This is a genomic window from Veillonella parvula, assembly GCF_032550495.1.
In the GTDB taxonomy this organism is placed as follows: domain Bacteria; phylum Bacillota; class Negativicutes; order Veillonellales; family Veillonellaceae; genus Veillonella; species Veillonella parvula_G.
Genome location: NZ_JAWFZJ010000004.1, coordinates 34,165 through 54,023 on the forward strand (window position 1 = coordinate 34,165; position 19,859 = coordinate 54,023).

Here is a 19,859-nt window from a genome sequence, read left to right on the forward strand (position 1 = left end):
ATTATTTTCCCTTTCTCATTAAGTCTTCAAATTCGTCAAATAAATATAGGTTATCAGTAGGTCCTGGGGATGCTTCTGGATGGTATTGTACGGAGAAGATTGGCAATTCTTTATGACGCATACCTTCTACGGTGCCATCATTTACACTACGATGTGTAATTTCTACAAAAGCTGGCAAAGAAGTATCATCTACCGCATAGCCATGATTTTGAGATGTAATATATACCCGACCAGTACGTAAATCTTGTACAGGATGGTTAGAACCACGGTGACCAAATTTCAATTTGAATGTAGTCCCACCATAGGCTTGTGCCAATACTTGATGCCCCATACAGATGCCAAAGATTGGTTTCTTACCAAACATCTTCTTTACTTCTTCTACTGCATAGCCAAGATCTTGAGGGTCTCCAGGGCCATTAGATAAAAAGATACCATCTGGATTTGCTGCCAACACATCTTCGGCCTTAGCATCTGCAGGAAATACAGTAAGACGACAGCCTGCAGCTTCTAGAGAGCGAAGGATATTTTCCTTTACACCATAATCCATTACCGCTACGTGGAATTCAGCATTTTTATCGCCACGCATACCTTGCCATTTTGTAGTTACACGCATAACTTGATCTGTTGGCAAGTCTTGTTTAAACAATTTTTGAATATCCTCCATAGGATAATCAGAGCGTACAAGTACACCCTTCATTACACCATGGTTACGAAGAACACGTGTAATCGCACGTGTATCTACATCATAAAGGCAAGGGATGCCGTGCAAACGAAGATACTCACTAAATAACCCCTCATTTTGCCAGTTAGATGGAAAGTCACATAGTTCACCTACAATAAAACCTTTACAATATGGCTTAGGACCTTGAGTGATAGAATTTAAAGTACCATAATTACCAATTAAAGGATAGGTTAATGTAATAATTTGATCCGCATAGGATGGGTCAGTCAAGATTTCTTGATACCCGGTCATACCTGTGTTAAATACAACTTCACCTACCGTTGGGGCGCCACCTAATAAGGAACCTTCAAACACGGAACCATCTTCAAGAACTAACTTGCCTTTCATTATAAGACTACGCCCTCCTTCATAACAATTTTGCCATCAACTACTGTAAGTTTAGCTTTACCTGTAACAGTCATACCATCAAATGGGCTAACTTTACCTTTTGTATAAAATTTATTTCTATCTACTGTCCACTTTTCAGTTGTAGAGAATACAGTAATATCCGCTGGCTTACCAACTTCAAGAACACCTGCATCAAGGTGCATCAACTCAGCTGGTCGAGTACTCATATAGTACACAACTTGATCAATGCTAAGTTTATCAGGACCATATGCATTTGTAATAACCGCTGCCAAAGATGTTTCGAGGCCACTGAAACCATTTGGTGCACAGCAGAATTCATGGTCTTTTTCTTCGTATGCATGTGGTGCATGGTCTGTAATAATCGCATCGATTGTGCCATCTTTCAAGCCTTCTAATAATGCTTGGCGATGATCTTCTGAGCGAATTGGAGGAGCCATTTTAAATGCTGGATTATATTCGCGTAGGTATTCATCTGTGAAAGACAAATGTTGGCTTGTAACTTCACAGGTTACATTAAGGCCTTTAGCCTTCGCACGGCGCACCATATCTACAGTATTTTTACTACTTACATGGGCGATATGGATATGACCACCTGTCATTTCAGATAACAAGATATCACGAGCAACAGCCAAATCTTCAGCTACTGCAGGACGACCAATAACACCTAATTCATAAGAAACAATACCTTCATGCATATGGCCATTTTTAGTCAATGTAATATCTTCTGCATGGTCGATAACCATTTTATTAAACATGGAGGAGTATTCTAAGGCACGACGCATAAATGCAGCATTTTCTACATAGTGACCATCATCGGAGAATGCTACTACACCAGCTTCTGCCATATCGCCCATTTCAGCAAGTTCCTTACCTTCTAGGCCTTTGGATACAGCGCCAATAAATTCTACTTTCACAACGCCAGTGAGTTCAGCCTGTTTTTGTAAACCTCTTACAAGTGCAGCATTATCTACAACTGGGTTAGTATTAGCCATAGTGACAACACGTGTGAAACCACCTGCAGCAGCCGCTTGTGTACCAGAGTGGAAATCTTCTTTAGCTTCTTGGCCTGGTTCACGCAAATGTGTGTGAATATCGATAAGACCAGGTGCTACGATAAGCCCTGTTACATCATAAACTTCAGCACCTTCAGCACTCAAGTTTTGACCGATGGCTGCAATTTTACCATCTTTTACGAGAACATCTGCTACTTCGTTTTGTTTTTTTGCCGGATTAACTACCGTACCATTTTTAATAAGCAAGCTCACTACCGTCACCTCCGATAATAGTTAAGTACAATACAGCCATACGTACAGCTACGCCATTACGTACCTGTTCTTGAATTACGGATTGATTAGAATATGCTACATCTGGTGCAATTTCAAGGCCGCGGTTCATAGGACCTGGATGCATTACCATTACATCATCTTTAGCTAATTTTAATACATCATTGTTAATACCAAAGATACGAGCATATTCTCTATTTGTAGGATACAATGCAGAATGAATGCGTTCTAATTGAATGCGAAGTACGTTAACTACATCTGCATCAGCCACTGCTTCACGAATATCATGGTGTACGGTAACACCTAATTTTTCAAATTCTGGATATACCATTGTACGAGGACCAGCTAGATGTACATCAGCCCCCATTTTTGTAAGGCCATAAATGTTGGAGCGTGCTACGCGACTATGCATTATATCGCCAAGGATAACCACCTTTAGGCCTTCAATAGATTTCTTTTTCTCTAAGATAGAGTACATATCTAGTAAAGCTTGTGTTGGATGCTCATGAGCGCCATCACCTGCATTAATGATGATAGGATCTACGGCTTTCGTAGCGTATAAAGGTGCACCTTCTGCGCTGTGGCGCATTACGATAGCATCTGTGCCCATGTAGGACATTGTTAACAATGTATCGCGGAAGCTTTCACCTTTACCCATGGAAGAACCACTAGGAGAAAGATTGATTACGTCAGCCCCTAAATATTTTCCGGCTAACTCAAAGGAACTACGAGTACGAGTACTTGGTTCCATAAAAAGGTTGATAATGGATTTCCCCTTTAATAGTGGAACCTTCTTGTCATCAGAAAGAACGATTTTCTTCATTTTCTTTGCCACATCTAAAATCAATTTGATTTCTTCAGGTGACACATTTTGCAAACCCAATAAATCTTTGCCTTTTAGGCTAACTTGTCCCATGATTTCCTCCTAACTCACGTAACAAAAAAGACCTTTTGCCCAGGGCAAAAGGTCAAATAGTTTGCACAAAGAAGCCCCTATGGGCACTTCAACTATATTCCTTTCTCAGCCTCTCTGGACTAAATTAAAAGGTATTGTATTATGCAATGGTCTCTCGTACCATATATGCATTTCTTTATTTATTGTACTGAATCCACCTTTGAAAGTCAATGTAAAACACAAAATTCATATGTATTTTAAAAAGAGGACAAGCATATAAAATTGCTTGTCCTCTCTATATTTAAACAGCTATTAATACACTTCTATATCTTAAACTTTAATCTAAAATTTCTTTTTTAGAAATTAAGGGTCTTAACCTAATGGATATAATCTTGGTGGGTTTTCTTCATCATTTTGCTGTTCATTTTGTGGAGTATATGGCATTTGATCTTGTTGCGGCTCATTCGCTACAGGATTTATCTGCACATATTGCTGATTTGGCGACAATTGAGGTTGACGTTGCTCACGACGACGTGTATTTTGAGATGCAGTCGGTCTAGGTTTAGTCAACTCATCAATGGATACAGCATTTGGAATAGTTACATTTGATGTATCCCCATGAATATCATCAAGTTCACTGAAGGAAGGAGTCCTCTTAGATGCTTGAGCAGCCTTACGTTCGGCTTCAAGTTGTTGACGGGCAAGTTCTGCACGACGACGAGCGCTTTCTTGTTGATCTCGAACACGTTGAATCGCTTCAGCACGCTCTTTTGCTTTACGCTCTATTTCAGCTTGAGCCAACGCTTGTTGACGGGCAGCTTCAGCTTTACGTTCTGCCTCTAGTTGCGCTTTATATCGTTCCTCAGCAAGGCGTCGTGCCTCGGCTGCTTGACGTTCTGCTTCAGCTCGTTCTGCAGCAAGTCGCTCTTGCTCTGCCTTACGAGCTTCCGCCGCTATGCGAGCCGCCTCTGCTTTACGAGCCTCTTCGGCACGTCTTGCTTCTTCTATGCGACGAGCTTCTTCGGCTCTACGCACTTCTTCGGCACGTTTAGCCTCTGCAGCAATGCGAGCTTCTTCAGCACGGCGCGCTGCTTCGAGTCGTTCCTGTTCAGCTCTACGTTGTGCCTCAAGTCTAGCTGCTTCTGCTTTCCGAGCTTCTTCTGCTCTACGTGCTTCTGCTTCTAAACGAGCTTGTTCAGCTTTACGCGCCGCTTCAATTCTCGCAGCTTCAGCTTTGCGTGCTTCCTCTGCTCGTTTTGCTTCTGCTGCTACGCGAGCGGCCTCAGCTTTACGTTCCGCTTCAATTCGAGCTTCTTCTACTCTACGCGCTTCCTCCGCACGACGAGCCTCTTCTGCTTTTCTTGCTGCTTCCATTTGTTGTGCTTCCAAAGCAGCCTTAGCCTCTGCCGCTCTACGAGCATCTTCTTGACGCTTCGCTTCAAGAGCGGCTTGCTCAGCAGCACGTTGTGCTTCTAAAGCAGCTTTCGCTTCTGCTGCTTTACGAGCTTCTTCGGCACGTCTTGCTTCCAATGCTTCCTGCTCGGCTTTACGTTGTGCTTCTAAACGAGCTCTGGCCTCAGCAGCCAAGCGTTCCTCTTCGGCCTTTTTGGCCTCTAAAGCAGCTTTTTCTGCTGCTCTTTGCGCTTCAAAGCGTGCCTTAGCTTCGGCCGCTTTTCTTTCTTCCTCCGCTTTGCGTGCGGCCTCAATACGAGCAGCTTCAATTCTACGTTCTTCTTCAAGACGTTTTGCTTCCGCTGCTAGTCGAGCTTCTTCTGCTTTACGAGCCGCCTCTAGCCGATCTGCTTCCGCTTTTCTCGCTGCCTCGATACGTGCCATTTCAGCTTTACGAGCCGCTTCCGCCTTGCGAGCTTCCTCTGCTTTACGCTCTGCTTCGGCTTTTTCAGCCATCTTGCGCTCAATTTCAGCATGCTTGGCTTCTGCAGCCTTTCGCAACATTTCGGCTTTTTCTGCAGCTAGTCGAGCCTCTTCAGCTTTTTTACGAGCTAATGCTTCTTTCTCGTCTTTTGCTTTTTTAAGTTGTGCTTCTTTTTTTACATCTGCTACAGCTTTATCGCTTAACTTTTTAGTTTCTTCATGAGCAATTACTTCTGCCCGTTTAGCTGGACTTTCAACAGTAGATTTTTTAGTATCTACGGACCCTTTATCTCCATCTTTACCACCTACAGGTCCTACAGGTATTTGTGTTCCCCCTTGAGTTGGGTTCCCTAAAATATCTTTAACATCTTTTGGTACATTAACAGCAATAGTTTGATGTTTTTGTGGATTTGCAAGAGATTCAGGAATCAACAAGAAACGAATTGGCAAATTCGATGCACCGGCTGGCATAAAGTTTAATGTTAATAAATCGCCCGCATTATAGTTCCCTAAAAGACGGCTATCTAATATAGTACCTTCCCCTAATGCGGAAATACCATCTGCACCACCAATGTGATAAGTCCGTGTATCTGTCTGCCCCCTTCTAGCACCTTGTTGATGCAATGTTTTTACCGTAAAGGAACCAGAATAAGGTCCCCCAAGAGGGTTAAAATACAGTCTAAACGGTTCATTCCCCTTTGTAGGAATTTTTAACGTATACGATACGCCATAGTTACCACGATCTCGAACAAATGCTTTATTTTGCATTTCGTCTACACCATTAATAAACGTATCTTCTCGGTCATTACCAATTTCTACAAAGGCACCACCTAAAGAGGTATCGAATGGTGTAGTAACCTCCATATTACGCTTAGCACCAGTATAAGTACCGCGTAATTGTATTTCATCAATAGGAAGGTTTTTCACCCAATGTGACGCATCTACAGGGTCCATCCCCATAGGCAACATCATGACACGCGCAAATATAGGCCCTTCTGTTTTAATATCTACAATACCCGTAAATAATGCATCTCGATTTACCGGTGTATTTTCTAAGTCACTAAAGATTAATTGGCGCCCTTGTGGTGGGATGCTAAGAGAATATAATGGTCTTGCATCTCGGCTTTCATTAAGAGGTTGCTCCAAATCCTTTCGAGACAAATCACGACCTGCTGCAAAATAATCAGGTGTAGCTACAGATTTTAATTGTCTCATGACATGTACTGAAGTTGGATAAGCCGTTTGGTTTTCTAAGACGATAGCAATCTTGTGAGGTAAATCCATTTCATTTACATGATAGAAATAGATACGACCATTGCCATTAATTGTACCTGCACTTAACGTACCTCCTACGGGGCCTACATATTCAGGACTATCCGATAGGAGCAATGTATCAGTTTGAGACACCAACGATGGTGGCAACGGAGAAAACTGAAAATATCCAATTGATTGTAAATCTATATCACGAGCTTCTACATGGCCTGTAAGGGCAGCCATGGCAGCCATAGCCGCAGCTACACAATATCTTGATTTATAGGAAAACATATATTATTACCTCTATACTTCTTCGAGCCCCAACGGGTCATACGTAAGTGCTAATGCTTCAATCTTCTTTAGTCGATGGCCAATTCCAGATTTAGATAGTTTCCCCTCCATCAACTCTTCAAGTTCTTTTAAACTCGCTTCAGGATTCTCCCACCGAAGTCTTGCAACGACGCGCAACTTTTCAGGTAATTCTTCAATACCGATTTCTCTATCAATAATACGGATTGCTTTTACCTGACGAACTGCTGCATCCACAACCTTCTGTAAATTTGCAGTCTCACAGTTGACTTGACGATTAATTTGATTCCGTACGGTTTTCATAATCCGCACATTTTCAAATTCCATAAGCGCCGATTGAGCCCCCATGATTTGCAAACAGTTTGTTACTGCATCCCCTTCTTTAAGATATACTACATATTCTTCCTTCCGCTCCGTTAAGCCCGCATGAATGTGAAAGAACCGTAGTACATGGATAATTTCCCTTGCAAAGGTCTCGTTTCCCGTCATAAACTCAAGATGGTAATCACTTTGTGGTTTATTAACAGAGCCTCCACCTAAAAAAGCTCCCCTTAAAAAGGCACGTCGTGCTTCCATTGATTTGAGCCAACTGCGAGGGATTTGTTCGGTTACAGGCCATAAAGCGAGATCCTCTAAAGCCTGTCTCCCCTCTATAGAAGGTTCCACAGAGAGCGTATACATATTTTTTTTACGCAGGTTTAAACCTTGTCGTACTAATACATTTGTAGGTAATTCGTATTGCTTTTTCAAAATACCAAGCAACCGACGAGCTACTGCATTATTAGCCGTAGCCAAACGAATGCCAACGGCACCTTTCATCCCCAAAATGATAGATCCGCTCATACGCAATAAGCAAGACGCTTCAATTTTCATGGCCACATCCGCATCACTAGAGGCTTCATATTGGCATAATTCATTTTTTACATCTTCTGCAAATGACATGGACATCCCTTCTCATTAATGATCATCTCGTTGAAGATAATATTCTAAGATATGCGGTTCAGTGTTAGATTGCATAGCATGAATGATATCCATAATAACTTTACCTAACCGTTCAGGATCGTGAACAGCTGGTTTTTGAGGGTTAATTAAGGTAGCTCGTATAGTGCGAATTCCTTTGTCTTGTAACTTTTTAGTATCTAATACCAATGGTTCAGATCCTACAGCACTATATTGTTCAACCATTTGAATTGGCAACGGCCCATCATTGGCAAGAACAGTATCTATAATTCCTTCTCCGCCATGAGCAATTAAAGCCTCTACATGGTCATTTAATGTGTAGCCTGTGGTTTCACCCGGTTGTGTCATAACATTAGCAATATAGATTTTATTAGCCTTACTGGCACGTACATGAGAGGCCAATTTATCAGTTAGTAAATTTGGGATAATACTTGTATATAAACTACCAGGACCTAAAATAATTACATCCGCTTCATCAATGGCACGTAATGCAGCCCCCTCTGGCTTAGGCAATGCTGGATCACTATAGATATGACGAATTCGTTTACCCGAGTGTGGTATATTACTTTCACCTTCTACAATAGTACCATCTGTCATCTCTGCACGTAATTTAATGAACTCTGTAGAGGAAGGAATTACACGACCACGGACACGCAACAATTTACTAGCCGCTTCAAGAGCTTCTTCAATATCTCCATCGTAAACTTGAGCGAGCGCAGTGATAAAGAGATTACCAAAGCTGTGTCCAGAAAGCTCATTTTCCCCTTCGAAGCGGTAACGGAATAAGTTCTCCATTACCCCTTCTTGTTCAGCTAGTGATACTAAACAGTTTCTTAAATCACCAGGTGCTATCATTTGAAAATCTTCTCGCAAGCGGCCAGAAGAACCTCCATCATCAGCAACTGTTACAATCGCAGATAGGTTTGATGTATGTGATTTCAAACCACGCAATAAATTTGATAAGCCTGTACCCCCACCGATTACTACAATTTTAGGGCCCTTATCGAGTCGGATATTTTGAAAGATAATATCCGATACCTTGCTGTCAGGATTAGGTAGTACCGCACGAATAATCGTTTTTATAACTTTACTTGTACCTATGAGCATTAATACAGCGCCAATCGATAATACTACAGCCCCTACAGCAATGAGTACATTATAATTGTAAAAGCCCGTCATATTATAAGAAAAGGCAAGTACAATATCTTCAAGAACCGCAAGCCATTGATAGTTAAACATCAAGGAAATGCCAATAATTAAAAGACCTACACCACAACTAAATAGGGCAAGCCAACGTTTTATATTTAGACCCGGAATTAGCCACCGGAACCATCCTTTTCGCAACATAATCCCCCCTATCTAGTTATCAAGTGTTATAATTTCATGAGGATTATAATCTTCTTCTACATTATTTTTCATCATATCTCTATGTTCAACAGTGACACGATATCCTTTTTCTAACAAGTGGGAATATAGAGCCTCTGCCATAGCTACAGATCTATGCATACCACCTGTACAGCCTACTGCCACAATAAATTGAGATTTTCCTTCTTGTTCATAATTTGGCACAAGAAAATCCATAGTATCAAAGTAACGTCTTTTAAATTCCTCTGTTACTTCAAAGGAATGAATATATTCATTCACTGCTTTTACACGACCTGTTTTATGACGAAACTCAGGAATATAAAATGGATTAGGTAGAAAACGAACATCCCATACCATATCTGCATCGAGAGGAATACCATACTTAAAACCAAAGCTCACTACAGTAATAGCCATACCATGAGCTTCATCAACTTGAGCAAAGCGCGTTTTTAAATACTCTTTCAAGCTGGCTGTTTTCATATTAGTGGTATCAATAATAAAATCTGCTTTATGGCGCACAGAGTTAAGAATTTGGCGTTCCTTCTTTAGCCCTGTTGTAATCAGCCCATTAGGAGCCAATGGATGACTCCGTCGACTTTCCTTATATCGACGAATCAAAGTCTCATCTGTAGCATCCATAAATACAATTTCAAAATCTACCTTCATATCTTTTAATGTATCTAAAGATGAAGAAAGAGCTTCAAAAAATTCGCCCCCCCGAATATCTACAACAAGAGCAACACGATTAGTCCGTTCTCCACCTTGTCGGCAAATTTCACTTAATTTAGGGATCAGCACAGGGGGAATATTATCAATACATAAATACCCCATATCTTCTAAAGCTTGCAATACCTGAGTTTTGCCGGCACCTGACATGCCTGTAACTATTAACAAACGAAATGCTTCCATAGTTTTACTCCATTATAAAAGATTATCTTCAATCCAATGGGCTACGCCATCGTCATTATGGTGGCCACAAATTGTATGAGCCACAGATTTTACATGATCTGTAGCGTTTTCAACGGCTACAGAATAACCTGTTTTACGTAGCATAGAAATATCATTTTCTGCATTACCAAAAGAAACGATATTTTTTAAACTAATATGATTATCTAAAGCTAGTTGTGTCAAGGCACGCCCTTTTGACACATTAGGGGCAATGAGTTCTAAAAAGTCTTTTTGGCTACGAACTAGAGTCACCAAATCACCAACTCTAGGAGTTAAAATTTCAATAATTCGGTCAATTCCTTCTACTGTATCTATGGCAATTAGCTTATTCGGTTCGGAGTTTAAACTATATAACGTATCACCTAAAAATTCTGCCGTAGCACCAGTCTGTTTTTCATAGAGAGCAGACTGCCACGTCTTATGATGGCATAGTAAATAATCATCCACATAAGATTGTATATGCCAATCATATTGTTTTGCTAATTCATAAATACGACGTACGGCTACAATAGGAACAGTCTGTTCAAATAGTTTATATCCTGTTTCTAATTCTTGAATGAGGCCACCAGAAAATAAAATCAGCGGCACATTACCAAGCTTTAACGCCTGACCAATGGGCTTAGCCGTTTGGTACATACGCCCCGTAGCAATCGTAATAGCAACACCCTTTTGCTGCAACCGATGTAATACATCTACTGTATAGTCAGATATAGAATTATCGCTACGCACCAAAGTTTCATCACAATCGATGGCAACCATTTTGATATGAGAAAAAGAAGAATTCATGTTTGTCGCCTTTATAGAAATTTTAAATACTCTTTATTATACCATTAATAGTGGCACTATAGATAGAAATAAGCGGTAATAACCCTAATAATGATAAGAAAGTTTACTCATGGAAATTTCATTAAATGCAAAATCCTCTATTATCGACAAATCATTCTATATTAATTGAGTAGACAGCATTAATGAAACACTATAATAAAAAGCCTCATATAATTTTATATTAAACACAAAAAAGAGACCCCCGAAGGAGTCTCTTTCGTATGAGTAACTATCAAATTAGAATTTGTAGTTAAGGTCTGCACGGTAGAAGTCAGCTTTATCATTACCGTTTTGATCTTTCCAATCAAAACCGTAGTTAGCTGTTAAGCCTACGTTGTTTTGCAATGCATAGTCAACAGTTGCCATCCAACCTTTAGCATCTGTAGTGTAGATGTGGTTGTAAGTAGTATCAATGATAGGAGCATTTTCTTTTGCGTTGAAGTATTGACCTTTTACGCCCCAAGTACCTTGTTTTTTGATGTCGTAGTTACCATAACCTACGCCAGCTGTCCAAGCTTGAGATTCTTCAAGGCTAGAAGCTTTCAACCATTCGCCACCAACCCAAATTTTATCGAAGTTAGCATCAGCATTGAAACCATATACGTTTCTAACATCATCATCTTGGTTAATACGGTCATAGAAACCACCAACCATAGCATGTTTACCAACTTTACCATTAACATTTACGATAAGATCAGTAACATTTTCCTCTTTAGTCAAGCCAGTTGCATCGCCAGATACCATGTAACCATAAGCTACTTGTGCATTAACTTTGTCATTACCAGCATTGAATTGAGCACCATCAAAAGTACCATCAAATGCTAAGCCACCACCAACAACTTGACCGAAACGGCCAGCTTTCAAGGATACGCGTTCACCGAATTTATGGTTAACATATGCGCGATCGATTGTAGCATTTGCGTTACCTTCAGTAGTGGAGTTACCCAATTCGAAGTTACCAGAAGTCAAACGAACTACTGCATCAGTGCGATCATTTACTTTTGCGTTGAATTGTACACGTGCACGAGCGTCGAATTTGGATTTAGCATGTTCAGCATCTTTATAACGAAGACGAGCATCACCAGTAACTTTTACGTTACCAACGCGGTCTTCCAAGCGAGCTACACGAACGCCCAAGTTGTTCAATTCGTTAGAGAATTCATCAGCCAAACGGTTGATCATAGCTTGTTGTTCTGCGTTAGCGCGGTCTTGGTTAGCCATAGCTTTAGCTACCATTTGAGCCATTTCATAACGAGTGATGTTGTTTTGGCCTTTGAAAGTACCATCAGGATAACCGTTAACGATACCAGCGTTTGCCAATTGAGAAACTGCTTGGTATGCCCAAGAATCTGGAGTTACGTCGGAGAATGGGTTAGCTGCGAAAGCTGTAGTTACACCCAATACTGCTGTTGCTGCAAAGATTGCTGCCAATTGTTTTTTCATAGTTGAATTCCTTCTTTCTGAAAAAAATAGAAAATAAAATGTTACAAGTCATAACATTCACATTCTACTCGTTCTTCAGATTAAGAATGTATAGGAGTGTCCACGTTTCCTCACCATACTCTACATCGAAGATCTTCATTTCATGTATATATCATGACCTGTACGGTGATAGTATCACAACCTTTTTTCTATGTAAAGCCTTAACACCTATATTCAGCCTTATTACTGAATATTCTCTATTTTAAAAATTTCATGAATGCAGTAAAAATCTAACTTCATGAACATTTTTTCATTTTATAGTTTTATACAAAAAATTTTTATTAGATTTAAAATCTCAATTTTACATTAGTATTGTTAATTAATTAAATATATATTCACTAATGTAAAGAATAAATCTAAAGCTATATTATCATTATATTTATTTGCTAGAAAAGAATATCCTACTTACTCTTTATATTAAATTGATAATGCTCTAAGCTATTCACCGTGTATATTAATCTTCAATCTACAAAAAAAGAGACTCCCGAAGGAGTCTCTTTCATATGACTAACTATCAAATTAGAATTTGTAGTTAAGGTCAGCACGGTAGAAGTTATCTAATTTATCACCGTCTTGATCTTTCCAGTTGAAGCCGTAGTTAGCGGACAAGCCTACGTTATTTTGTAAAGCGTAGTCAACGGAAGCCATCCAACCTTTAGCATCTGTAGTATATAAGTGGTTATAAGTTGTATCTACGATAGGAGCATTTTCTTTTGCGTTGAAGTATTGACCTTTTACGCCCCAAGTACCTTGTTTTTTGATGTCATAGTTACCAAAACCTACGCCTGCAGTCCAAGCTTGAGATTCATCAACGTTAGAAGCTTTCAACCATTCGCCACCAACCCAAACTTTATCGAAGTTAGCATCAGCGTTGAAACCATAGATATTTTTGTAACCAGAATCTTGGTTTACACGATCGTAGAAACCACCCAATGTAGTGTTTTTACCTACTTTACCATTTAAGCCTACATATGTATGAGTTACATTATCAGATTTAGATAAGGAGTTATTCCATACAATATCACCAGTATCAGGGTCAACTTTTGTTTTGCCATTAAGCATACCAATGTCACCAGATACCATGTAACCATATGCAGCTTGGAAGTTTACTTTATCATTACCAGCATTAAATTGAGCACCATCGAAAGTACCATCAAATGCTAAGCCACCACCAAGAACTTGGTTAAAACGGCCAGCTTTCAAGGATACGCGTTCACCGAATTTATGGTTAACATATGCACGGTCGATTGTAGCATTTGAATTACCTTCAGTTTTGGAGTCACCCAATTCGAAGTTACCAGAAGTCAAACGAACAACTGCATCAGTGCGATCGTTTACTTTTGCGTTGAATTGTACACGTGCACGAGCATCGAATTTGGATTTAGCATCTTGAGCATCACGGTAACGAAGACGAGCATCACCAGTAACTTTTACATTACCAACGCGGTCTTCCAAGCGAGCTACACGAACGCCCAAGTTGTTCAATTCGTTGGAGAATTCATCAGCCAAACGGTTGATCATAGCTTGTTGTTCAGCATTAGCACGGTCTTGGTTAGCCATAGCTTTAGCTACCATTTGAGCCATTTCGTAACGAGTAATGTTGTTTTGACCTTTGAAAGTGCCATCTGGGTAACCATTGATAACACCAGCGTTAGCCAATTGAGAAACTGCTTGGTACGCCCAAGAATCTGGAGTTACATCGGAGAATGGGTTAGCTGCGAATGCAGTAGTTACACCCAAAACTGCTGTTGCTGCAAAGATTGCTGCGAATTGTTTTTTCATAGTTGAATTCCTTCTTTCTGAAAAAAATAGAAAATAAAATGTTTCAAGTCATAACATTCATATTCTACTCAGCTCTTCAGATTAAGAATTTCAGGAGTGTCCATGTTTCCTCGCTATATTCTACATCGAAGTTCTTCGTTTCATATGTTTGCTACTTCTTGTACGGTGATATTAGCACAACCATTTTTTCATGTAAACCCTTTTTTCTCAATTGTATTCTCAATATCTTATTTTTATAACTTAAAGTATCTTCAAGATTAGATTATATCTAGTTTTATAGGGTATAACTTTTTTCATAAAAAAATTTAATTTTATATCCCTTTCTATTAATTGAGAATTTTTATTATATTTTTTATTAAGTTAAACTTATTAATATATATATAATTAATAAGAAATTTATCGTCCTATACAGAAAGATTTTATAAATATATCCTATAATATAAGGGATATAATTCTTAATAACCACTAAATTATTCGATTACTTTTAATATTATGTATTTATAAAACATTTTACTATATATATATTATTATATATAAAATAATTCATAATACTTTTATGCAACAAAAAAAAAGACTTCCGAAGAAGTCTTTTTTTGTTTGTGAGGGAATTAGAATTTGTAATTTAATTCTGCACGATAGAAATCGGAAAGATCATTACCGCTTTGGTCTTTAGAGTTGAAACCATAACCTGCGGATAAACCTACGTTATCTTGTACTGCGTAGTCTACGCTAGCCATGTAACCTTTGTAACCATTAGATGTATTTGTTAAATCATATGCTTGATCCCAAGTGGAACTTACAATTGGTGCATTAGCTTTTTGGTTGAAGTATTGACCTTTCACATCCCATGTACCTTTTTTAGCGATGTCGTAGTTACCATAGCCAAGACCTGCTGTCCAAGCTTGAGAATTATCTACGTTGGAAGCTTTCAACCATTCACCGCCAGCCCACAATTTATTTTTACGGAAGTCCGCATTGAAACCGTAAACATCTTGTTTATCGGAATTAACTGTTACACCATTGTGGTTCAAGTTGCCGCTAGATAATCTGGAATAGAAACCACCAACGGAGGATTCTTTACCAACTTTACCTTTTAAGCCTACATAGGATACAGATGGGTTATCAGATTTGGAGTTGCCATCAGCAGCACCATCAATCATATAACCATATGCACCTTGTACTTGAACTTTATCATTACCTACATTCAATTGTGCACCATCAAATGTATCATCGTACATCAAACCGCCACCAATTGTTTGTTGGAAACGACCAGCTTTAGCAGATACGTTGCTACCAAATTTGTGATCCACGTAAGCACGATCGATTGTTGCTTGAGAACCTTTAGTAGAGTCACCAAATTCGTAATTACCTTTTACACGAACAACTGCTTGTGTTTTATCATTTACATTAGCATTAAATTGTACACGTGCACGGCCGTCAGTTAAAGATTTACTATTAGCTTTGTAAACACCTTTGTCTTCAGAACCTTGGTAACGGATACGGGCATCACCAGTTACCTTTACATTACCTACACGGTCTTCTAAGCGAGATACTCGAACGCCGAGGTTGTTCAACTCATTAGAGAACTCATCTGCCAAGCGGTTAATCATAGCTTGTTGTTCAGCGTTAGCACGATCTTGGTTAGCCATAGCTTTAGCTACCATTTGAGCCATTTCATAACGAGTGATATTGTTTTGGCCTTTGAAAGTGCCATCTGGATAACCATTAACGATACCAGCTTGTGCTAATTGGGATACTGCTTGGTATGCCCAACTATCTGGAGTTACATCGGAGAATGGATTTGCAGCAAATGCTATTGTTACACCTAACACTGCTGTTGCTGCTAACATTGTTGCGAATTGTTTTTTCATAATGAATTCCTTCTTTCTTATAAATAAGAATTTATATTTGCAGAAGACATTCACTACATAAGTAGTATCACTATGAAAGATGTATTAGGAGTGTCCATGTTTCCTCAACTAAATTATCTATCTTAGCTCCACTTCTTTGTAGCGTAGCCTTTCTGTTGATGTGAATATACCACCACCCCAAAACTTTGTAAAGCATTTTACACAACTAAATTTTATGAAATTTCTTTCATGAATAAAAATTATACCAAAAACATAGATTATTACTGCATTTTTAAAAATTTAATTTTACAAAATTTCATTTTATAGTCTAAAAAAATAGATAATTTTATTATCTATAACCACAATTTTAATAATTATCACTTATTAAATTTAGATATACTTATAATTTATATTAATTCATTTGTTTGAATTATTTATTTTCTATAAGATTGATAAGTGATATATTTAGATTCGACCTAGCCGTCTTGCTAAATTTTATTTAGTATACATTTCACAAGATACAACATAACTTAATCCTTCTTAACTTATAAAAAGCCTATCTACGATGAAATTTATCGTAGATAGGCTTTCACGATTATTAAATTGCGTAAGAAACAAATCCTAGAATATGATCAACAGGAACTGGGCCGATAAAACGACTATCACTAGAGTGATTGCGATTATCCCCCATTACAAATACATGACCTTCAGGAACTGTTACAGGTGTAGACCGGGTATAATTCATTTTTGTATCTTTTGTATATGGTTCTTGTAATTTTTCTCCATTACGCCATACATAACCATCTTTAAACTCTAGTACATCACCAGGTCTACCTATTACACGTTTTACCCATACATCATTTGTTTGAGCGGATTTATTAAAAACAGATGCATAGTTCATCAGTGGTTCTTTTACATCATCCACCCATGTACGAACACGATTAACACGACTATCAATAATAACGATTTGTCCATATTCGGGCATATCATTCATAATATGATGCCATTTGGTAACAATCAAATATTGTCCATTGTGTAATGTATCATCCATTGATTCCCCAGACACTCTAGTAGGTTGAATCAAGAAAATATGAATTACCATAGCAATGATTAATGCCAATGCAATAGCATAAATCCAATCTAATATTTCTTTTACTATTGTACTACCTAATTTATTACTCATAGTTTCCTCTTAATGACCACCTTTCGTAAATCTCCCACCAAAGACATCATGTACGTCTTGGATCGTAATAAATGCTGTAGGATCTACTTCATAAACGGTATCCTTTAATCTTGTAATTTCTAGCCGCGTTACTACAGAATATAATACATGTTTCGGTTGTTTTAAATACCCGCCTTCTCCATACATAATAGTAACACCACGATTAAGATTAGCATTTAATGCATCAGCAATAATCTTGGAATTATCTGCATCGGTAATAATCATAACCCCTTTAGATTCTTCAAGTCCAGTGATGGTCACATCAATCATCTTATAAGCAATAAAATAAGCAATTAAGGAATACATGGCACTATTCCAACTATATACAAAGCCCGCTGCTCCAAGAATAACTAAATTCATGGCCATTACAATTTCGCCTACAGAAAAGGTGGACCGTTTATCAAAGATAATAGCTACAATTTCAGATCCATCTAATGAGCCACCATTACGAATAATTAGCCCTACCCCAATACCTAAGATTATACCACCAAAGATTGACCCTAAAAATGGGTCAGTTGTAATAGGTGTAAAGCGGTGTGCAATGGTAGAAAATATTGCCATCCATATAATAGAGAACAAAGTAGACAAGGTAAATCCTTTACCAATTACTTTATAGCCTAAATATAAAAAGGGTAAGTTGAAAAGTACTACGAAAATGCTAAAAGAAATACCTGATAGTTCCGCAGCCATCAAAGATATACCAACTACCCCACCGTCAATGATACTATTGGGTACTAAGAATAAATCTAACCCTATCGTATATATTAAGGCACCTAGAGTCATCATTACACAGCGCATAATAAGATTTGACCAGTTACGCATTGAAGTTTCATTCGTCATGATTATCTCCTTTTCCGTATAACTGCTCCATAGCATGTAATCTTTTCTCTTCTAACTCACTTGAACTCATAGTTTCTTCTTTGATTGCCGCTTCGTTCTGAGCTAACTGCTTCGTATAGCGCAAGCCAATAACGAGAGCCGTCAAATCATCTACAGGTTCTGGTGGAAATTGCATAGATGTAGGAATAATCTTGCGCCACCCTGTAGGAGGATTATATTGCCAATATAATTTACGGGCCTCCTCTGTACTGTGAGATTCGTCGATTAAACTAGTTGTAATTTTATGATTGCGTCCAATTTGTTGAAGAGAAGGATACAAGTGTTTATGATTTGTACCATTTCCACAAACAATATGAACAATACCATAATATTCAGTTAAAATACGCTCAATATCTTTATTAAAAGTATTTGAAGAAATAATTTTACGGCATATCATCTCACCGAAAGGTGAAAGTATAGCTACGCCAGTTTTCTCATTTCCTGGATCCACTGCTAAAATATATGTATTTTCAGTCATTTGATTATCCCCTTTGTAAGTACAGTAGTTATATTTTAACATAAAAAGAAGGTCTTATGTTGAAAATTACATAAGACCTTCTTTTATAATGTATGAAAACAGCATACCTTCATCATATTAATTAGTTTACATTTTTGCCTTATCATTGAAATCTGGCATTTGAGTAATACGCAACTTGAGGTGAACAGGACCAGATGAATATGTGTCGCCATCAGTATAAGCTTCCACATGAACCTTGCCACGCATAGTACTTATTCTTTTAATGGCTGTAAACAAATCATCACCAGGTATCGTTCCAATATCACCTGATAAGGAATCAGGAATAATCCCCTTTGCCTTAGCACGTTCATTTACTTGTTTCAAGAATTGAAGCATAGACGATTGAGCATTAGTACCCCCATCAATTACTGTAGAGTGAATTACCTCTCCATTTTTATAGATAAATTGTTGTGGATATACTTGAATAACTGCAACTGCAGGTTCACCTGAAATAATATTTCCGGCTGCCACAACTTGAACCACCATAGGAGTCTTGGAATTGATTAGCTTTTGAGTAGCTACCTCAACATTTTGTCGATCTACATACACAACGGATTGACCATTATCTTCTATACCTAAGCGACGTAAAACAAGTTTATTTGTATCATCGATAATATGTTTAATAGCATTATTACTATCTTCTTCACTTAAACCAGGTCGTACAACAGCTTGTGCTAATAACTGATCTACTTGGAAGAGAATGGTTCCTTCCCGTAAATGAATGATGCCATTCTGCAATTGTTCTTGTGTATTTTGTAGATTCTTAATATGCGCTTCCATCTTAGCACGTGTTGCTTCAAGCTCAGCTACCTTTTGAGATACCTCTGCATAAGAGGCTTGTAAAGATGCTAGTTCGGCTTCTGTTGCATCTTTAGCAGCTTGTGCACTCGCCAATTCAGCTTTTGTAGCCTCTACTTCACGGCGAATTTGTTCGATCTCAGCCATCCGCTCTTCAAGCTCTTGTTTATTTTGTTCTAACAAAGCCTGTCCACGAATCAGTTCTTGCGTCTTTGCAGCAACCTCATTATTCAACTGCTTCATATCAGCTCTCAACTGATCCATACCGAACAATGCGGTTCGTACACTTTGAGACGTAAAAGTTAATACCCCAACCGTAGCTGCTGCAACTAAAAGGCCTGTCACAATAGTAACTATAATAGATGTGTGCTTAGGTCGTAATCCAAAGAGGGACATACGACGTTTACCAATTTTAGTGCCTAGCTTATCCCCCATGTAAGCAATGAGACCACCCATAAGAGCGATAATTATTAAGATTTTAACACCTACTAACATCATGTCCCTCCTTTCTCCTAAGAATACAAT

15 protein-coding genes are annotated in these 19,859 nt (G+C 38.5%); all 15 read right to left on the reverse strand.

What is annotated here, in order from left to right; translation table 11 throughout:
* Position 1: 1 nt before the first annotated feature.
* Complete coding sequence (gene carA, locus E6X37_RS08540; protein ID WP_004695539.1) at positions 2–1,069, reverse strand: glutamine-hydrolyzing carbamoyl-phosphate synthase small subunit; 1,068 nt, start codon at positions 1,067–1,069, stop codon at positions 2–4.
* A complete protein-coding gene (locus tag E6X37_RS08545) occupies positions 1,069–2,355 on the reverse strand; it encodes a dihydroorotase (protein ID WP_173014561.1) in 1,287 nt (428 codons plus the stop codon). The genes carA and E6X37_RS08545 overlap by 1 nt, the downstream gene beginning before the upstream one ends.
* On the reverse strand, positions 2,339–3,289 hold the full coding sequence (locus E6X37_RS08550; protein ID WP_155086540.1) for an aspartate carbamoyltransferase catalytic subunit: 951 nt from the start codon (positions 3,287–3,289) through the stop codon (positions 2,339–2,341). The genes E6X37_RS08545 and E6X37_RS08550 overlap by 17 nt, the downstream gene beginning before the upstream one ends.
* Positions 3,290–3,640: 351 nt before the next feature.
* Positions 3,641–6,688: an ATPase gene (locus tag E6X37_RS08555; RefSeq protein WP_195395011.1), complete on the reverse strand. Its 3,048-nt coding sequence runs from the start codon at positions 6,686–6,688 to the stop codon at positions 3,641–3,643.
* A 12-nt stretch (positions 6,689–6,700) separates the two neighbouring features.
* Entirely contained in the window at positions 6,701–7,648 is a 948-nt protein-coding gene (gene whiA, locus E6X37_RS08560; protein WP_155086538.1) for a DNA-binding protein WhiA, read from the reverse strand.
* A gap of 15 nt (positions 7,649–7,663) precedes the next feature.
* Positions 7,664–9,013 (reverse strand): gluconeogenesis factor YvcK family protein, encoded by a 1,350-nt coding sequence (locus tag E6X37_RS08565; protein ID WP_021147900.1) that lies wholly within the window; start codon positions 9,011–9,013, stop codon positions 7,664–7,666.
* A gap of 12 nt (positions 9,014–9,025) precedes the next feature.
* Entirely contained in the window at positions 9,026–9,940 is a 915-nt protein-coding gene (rapZ, locus tag E6X37_RS08570) for an RNase adapter RapZ (protein ID WP_021147899.1), read from the reverse strand.
* A 12-nt stretch (positions 9,941–9,952) separates the two neighbouring features.
* Positions 9,953–10,765 (reverse strand): HAD family hydrolase, encoded by an 813-nt coding sequence (locus E6X37_RS08575; RefSeq protein ID WP_155086537.1) that lies wholly within the window; start codon positions 10,763–10,765, stop codon positions 9,953–9,955.
* Positions 10,766–11,041: 276 nt separating this feature from the next.
* Positions 11,042–12,247: a putative porin gene (locus E6X37_RS08580; RefSeq protein ID WP_155086536.1), complete on the reverse strand. Its 1,206-nt coding sequence runs from the start codon at positions 12,245–12,247 to the stop codon at positions 11,042–11,044.
* A gap of 558 nt (positions 12,248–12,805) precedes the next feature.
* Positions 12,806–14,068 carry a putative porin gene (locus E6X37_RS08585; RefSeq protein WP_155086535.1) on the reverse strand — a complete coding sequence of 421 codons (1,263 nt, stop codon included), beginning with the start codon at positions 14,066–14,068 and terminating at the stop codon, positions 12,806–12,808.
* Positions 14,069–14,676: 608 nt separating this feature from the next.
* Positions 14,677–15,939, reverse strand: coding sequence for an S-layer homology domain-containing protein (locus E6X37_RS08590; protein ID WP_316689745.1), 1,263 nt, complete (start codon positions 15,937–15,939; stop codon positions 14,677–14,679).
* 577 nt (positions 15,940–16,516) lie between these two features.
* The gene (lepB, locus tag E6X37_RS08595; RefSeq protein WP_008603428.1) at positions 16,517–17,101 is read right to left on the reverse strand and encodes a signal peptidase I; all 585 of its coding nucleotides are present in this window, start codon (positions 17,099–17,101) and stop codon (positions 16,517–16,519) included.
* Positions 17,102–17,110: 9 nt separating this feature from the next.
* Entirely contained in the window at positions 17,111–17,980 is an 870-nt protein-coding gene (locus E6X37_RS08600) for a YitT family protein (RefSeq protein ID WP_012864080.1), read from the reverse strand.
* A complete protein-coding gene (locus E6X37_RS08605) occupies positions 17,970–18,497 on the reverse strand; it encodes a RuvC family protein (protein WP_278606651.1) in 528 nt (175 codons plus the stop codon). The genes E6X37_RS08600 and E6X37_RS08605 overlap by 11 nt, the downstream gene beginning before the upstream one ends.
* Positions 18,498–18,623: 126 nt before the next feature.
* Positions 18,624–19,829, reverse strand: a complete 1,206-nt coding sequence (locus tag E6X37_RS08610) for a DUF3084 domain-containing protein (RefSeq protein ID WP_012864078.1) — start codon at positions 19,827–19,829, stop codon at positions 18,624–18,626.
* Positions 19,830–19,859: the final 30 nt, after the last annotated feature.

Coding starts and splice junctions, on each gene's coding strand:
- carA (WP_004695539.1), bottom strand. CDS start 1,069: ATGAAAGGCAAGTTAGTTCTTGAAGATGGTTCCGTGTTTGAAGGTTCC.
- E6X37_RS08550 (WP_155086540.1), bottom strand. CDS start 3,289: ATGGGACAAGTTAGCCTAAAAGGCAAAGATTTATTGGGTTTGCAAAAT.
- E6X37_RS08555 (WP_195395011.1), bottom strand. CDS start 6,688: ATGTTTTCCTATAAATCAAGATATTGTGTAGCTGCGGCTATGGCTGCC.
- whiA (WP_155086538.1), bottom strand. CDS start 7,648: ATGTCATTTGCAGAAGATGTAAAAAATGAATTATGCCAATATGAAGCC.
- E6X37_RS08565 (WP_021147900.1), bottom strand. CDS start 9,013: ATGTTGCGAAAAGGATGGTTCCGGTGGCTAATTCCGGGTCTAAATATA.
- rapZ (WP_021147899.1), bottom strand. CDS start 9,940: ATGGAAGCATTTCGTTTGTTAATAGTTACAGGCATGTCAGGTGCCGGC.
- E6X37_RS08575 (WP_155086537.1), bottom strand. CDS start 10,765: ATGAATTCTTCTTTTTCTCATATCAAAATGGTTGCCATCGATTGTGAT.
- E6X37_RS08580 (WP_155086536.1), bottom strand. CDS start 12,247: ATGAAAAAACAATTGGCAGCAATCTTTGCAGCAACAGCAGTATTGGGT.
- E6X37_RS08585 (WP_155086535.1), bottom strand. CDS start 14,068: ATGAAAAAACAATTCGCAGCAATCTTTGCAGCAACAGCAGTTTTGGGT.
- E6X37_RS08590 (WP_316689745.1), bottom strand. CDS start 15,939: ATGAAAAAACAATTCGCAACAATGTTAGCAGCAACAGCAGTGTTAGGT.
- lepB (WP_008603428.1), bottom strand. CDS start 17,101: ATGAGTAATAAATTAGGTAGTACAATAGTAAAAGAAATATTAGATTGG.
- E6X37_RS08600 (WP_012864080.1), bottom strand. CDS start 17,980: ATGACGAATGAAACTTCAATGCGTAACTGGTCAAATCTTATTATGCGC.
- E6X37_RS08605 (WP_278606651.1), bottom strand. CDS start 18,497: ATGACTGAAAATACATATATTTTAGCAGTGGATCCAGGAAATGAGAAA.
- E6X37_RS08610 (WP_012864078.1), bottom strand. CDS start 19,829: ATGTTAGTAGGTGTTAAAATCTTAATAATTATCGCTCTTATGGGTGGT.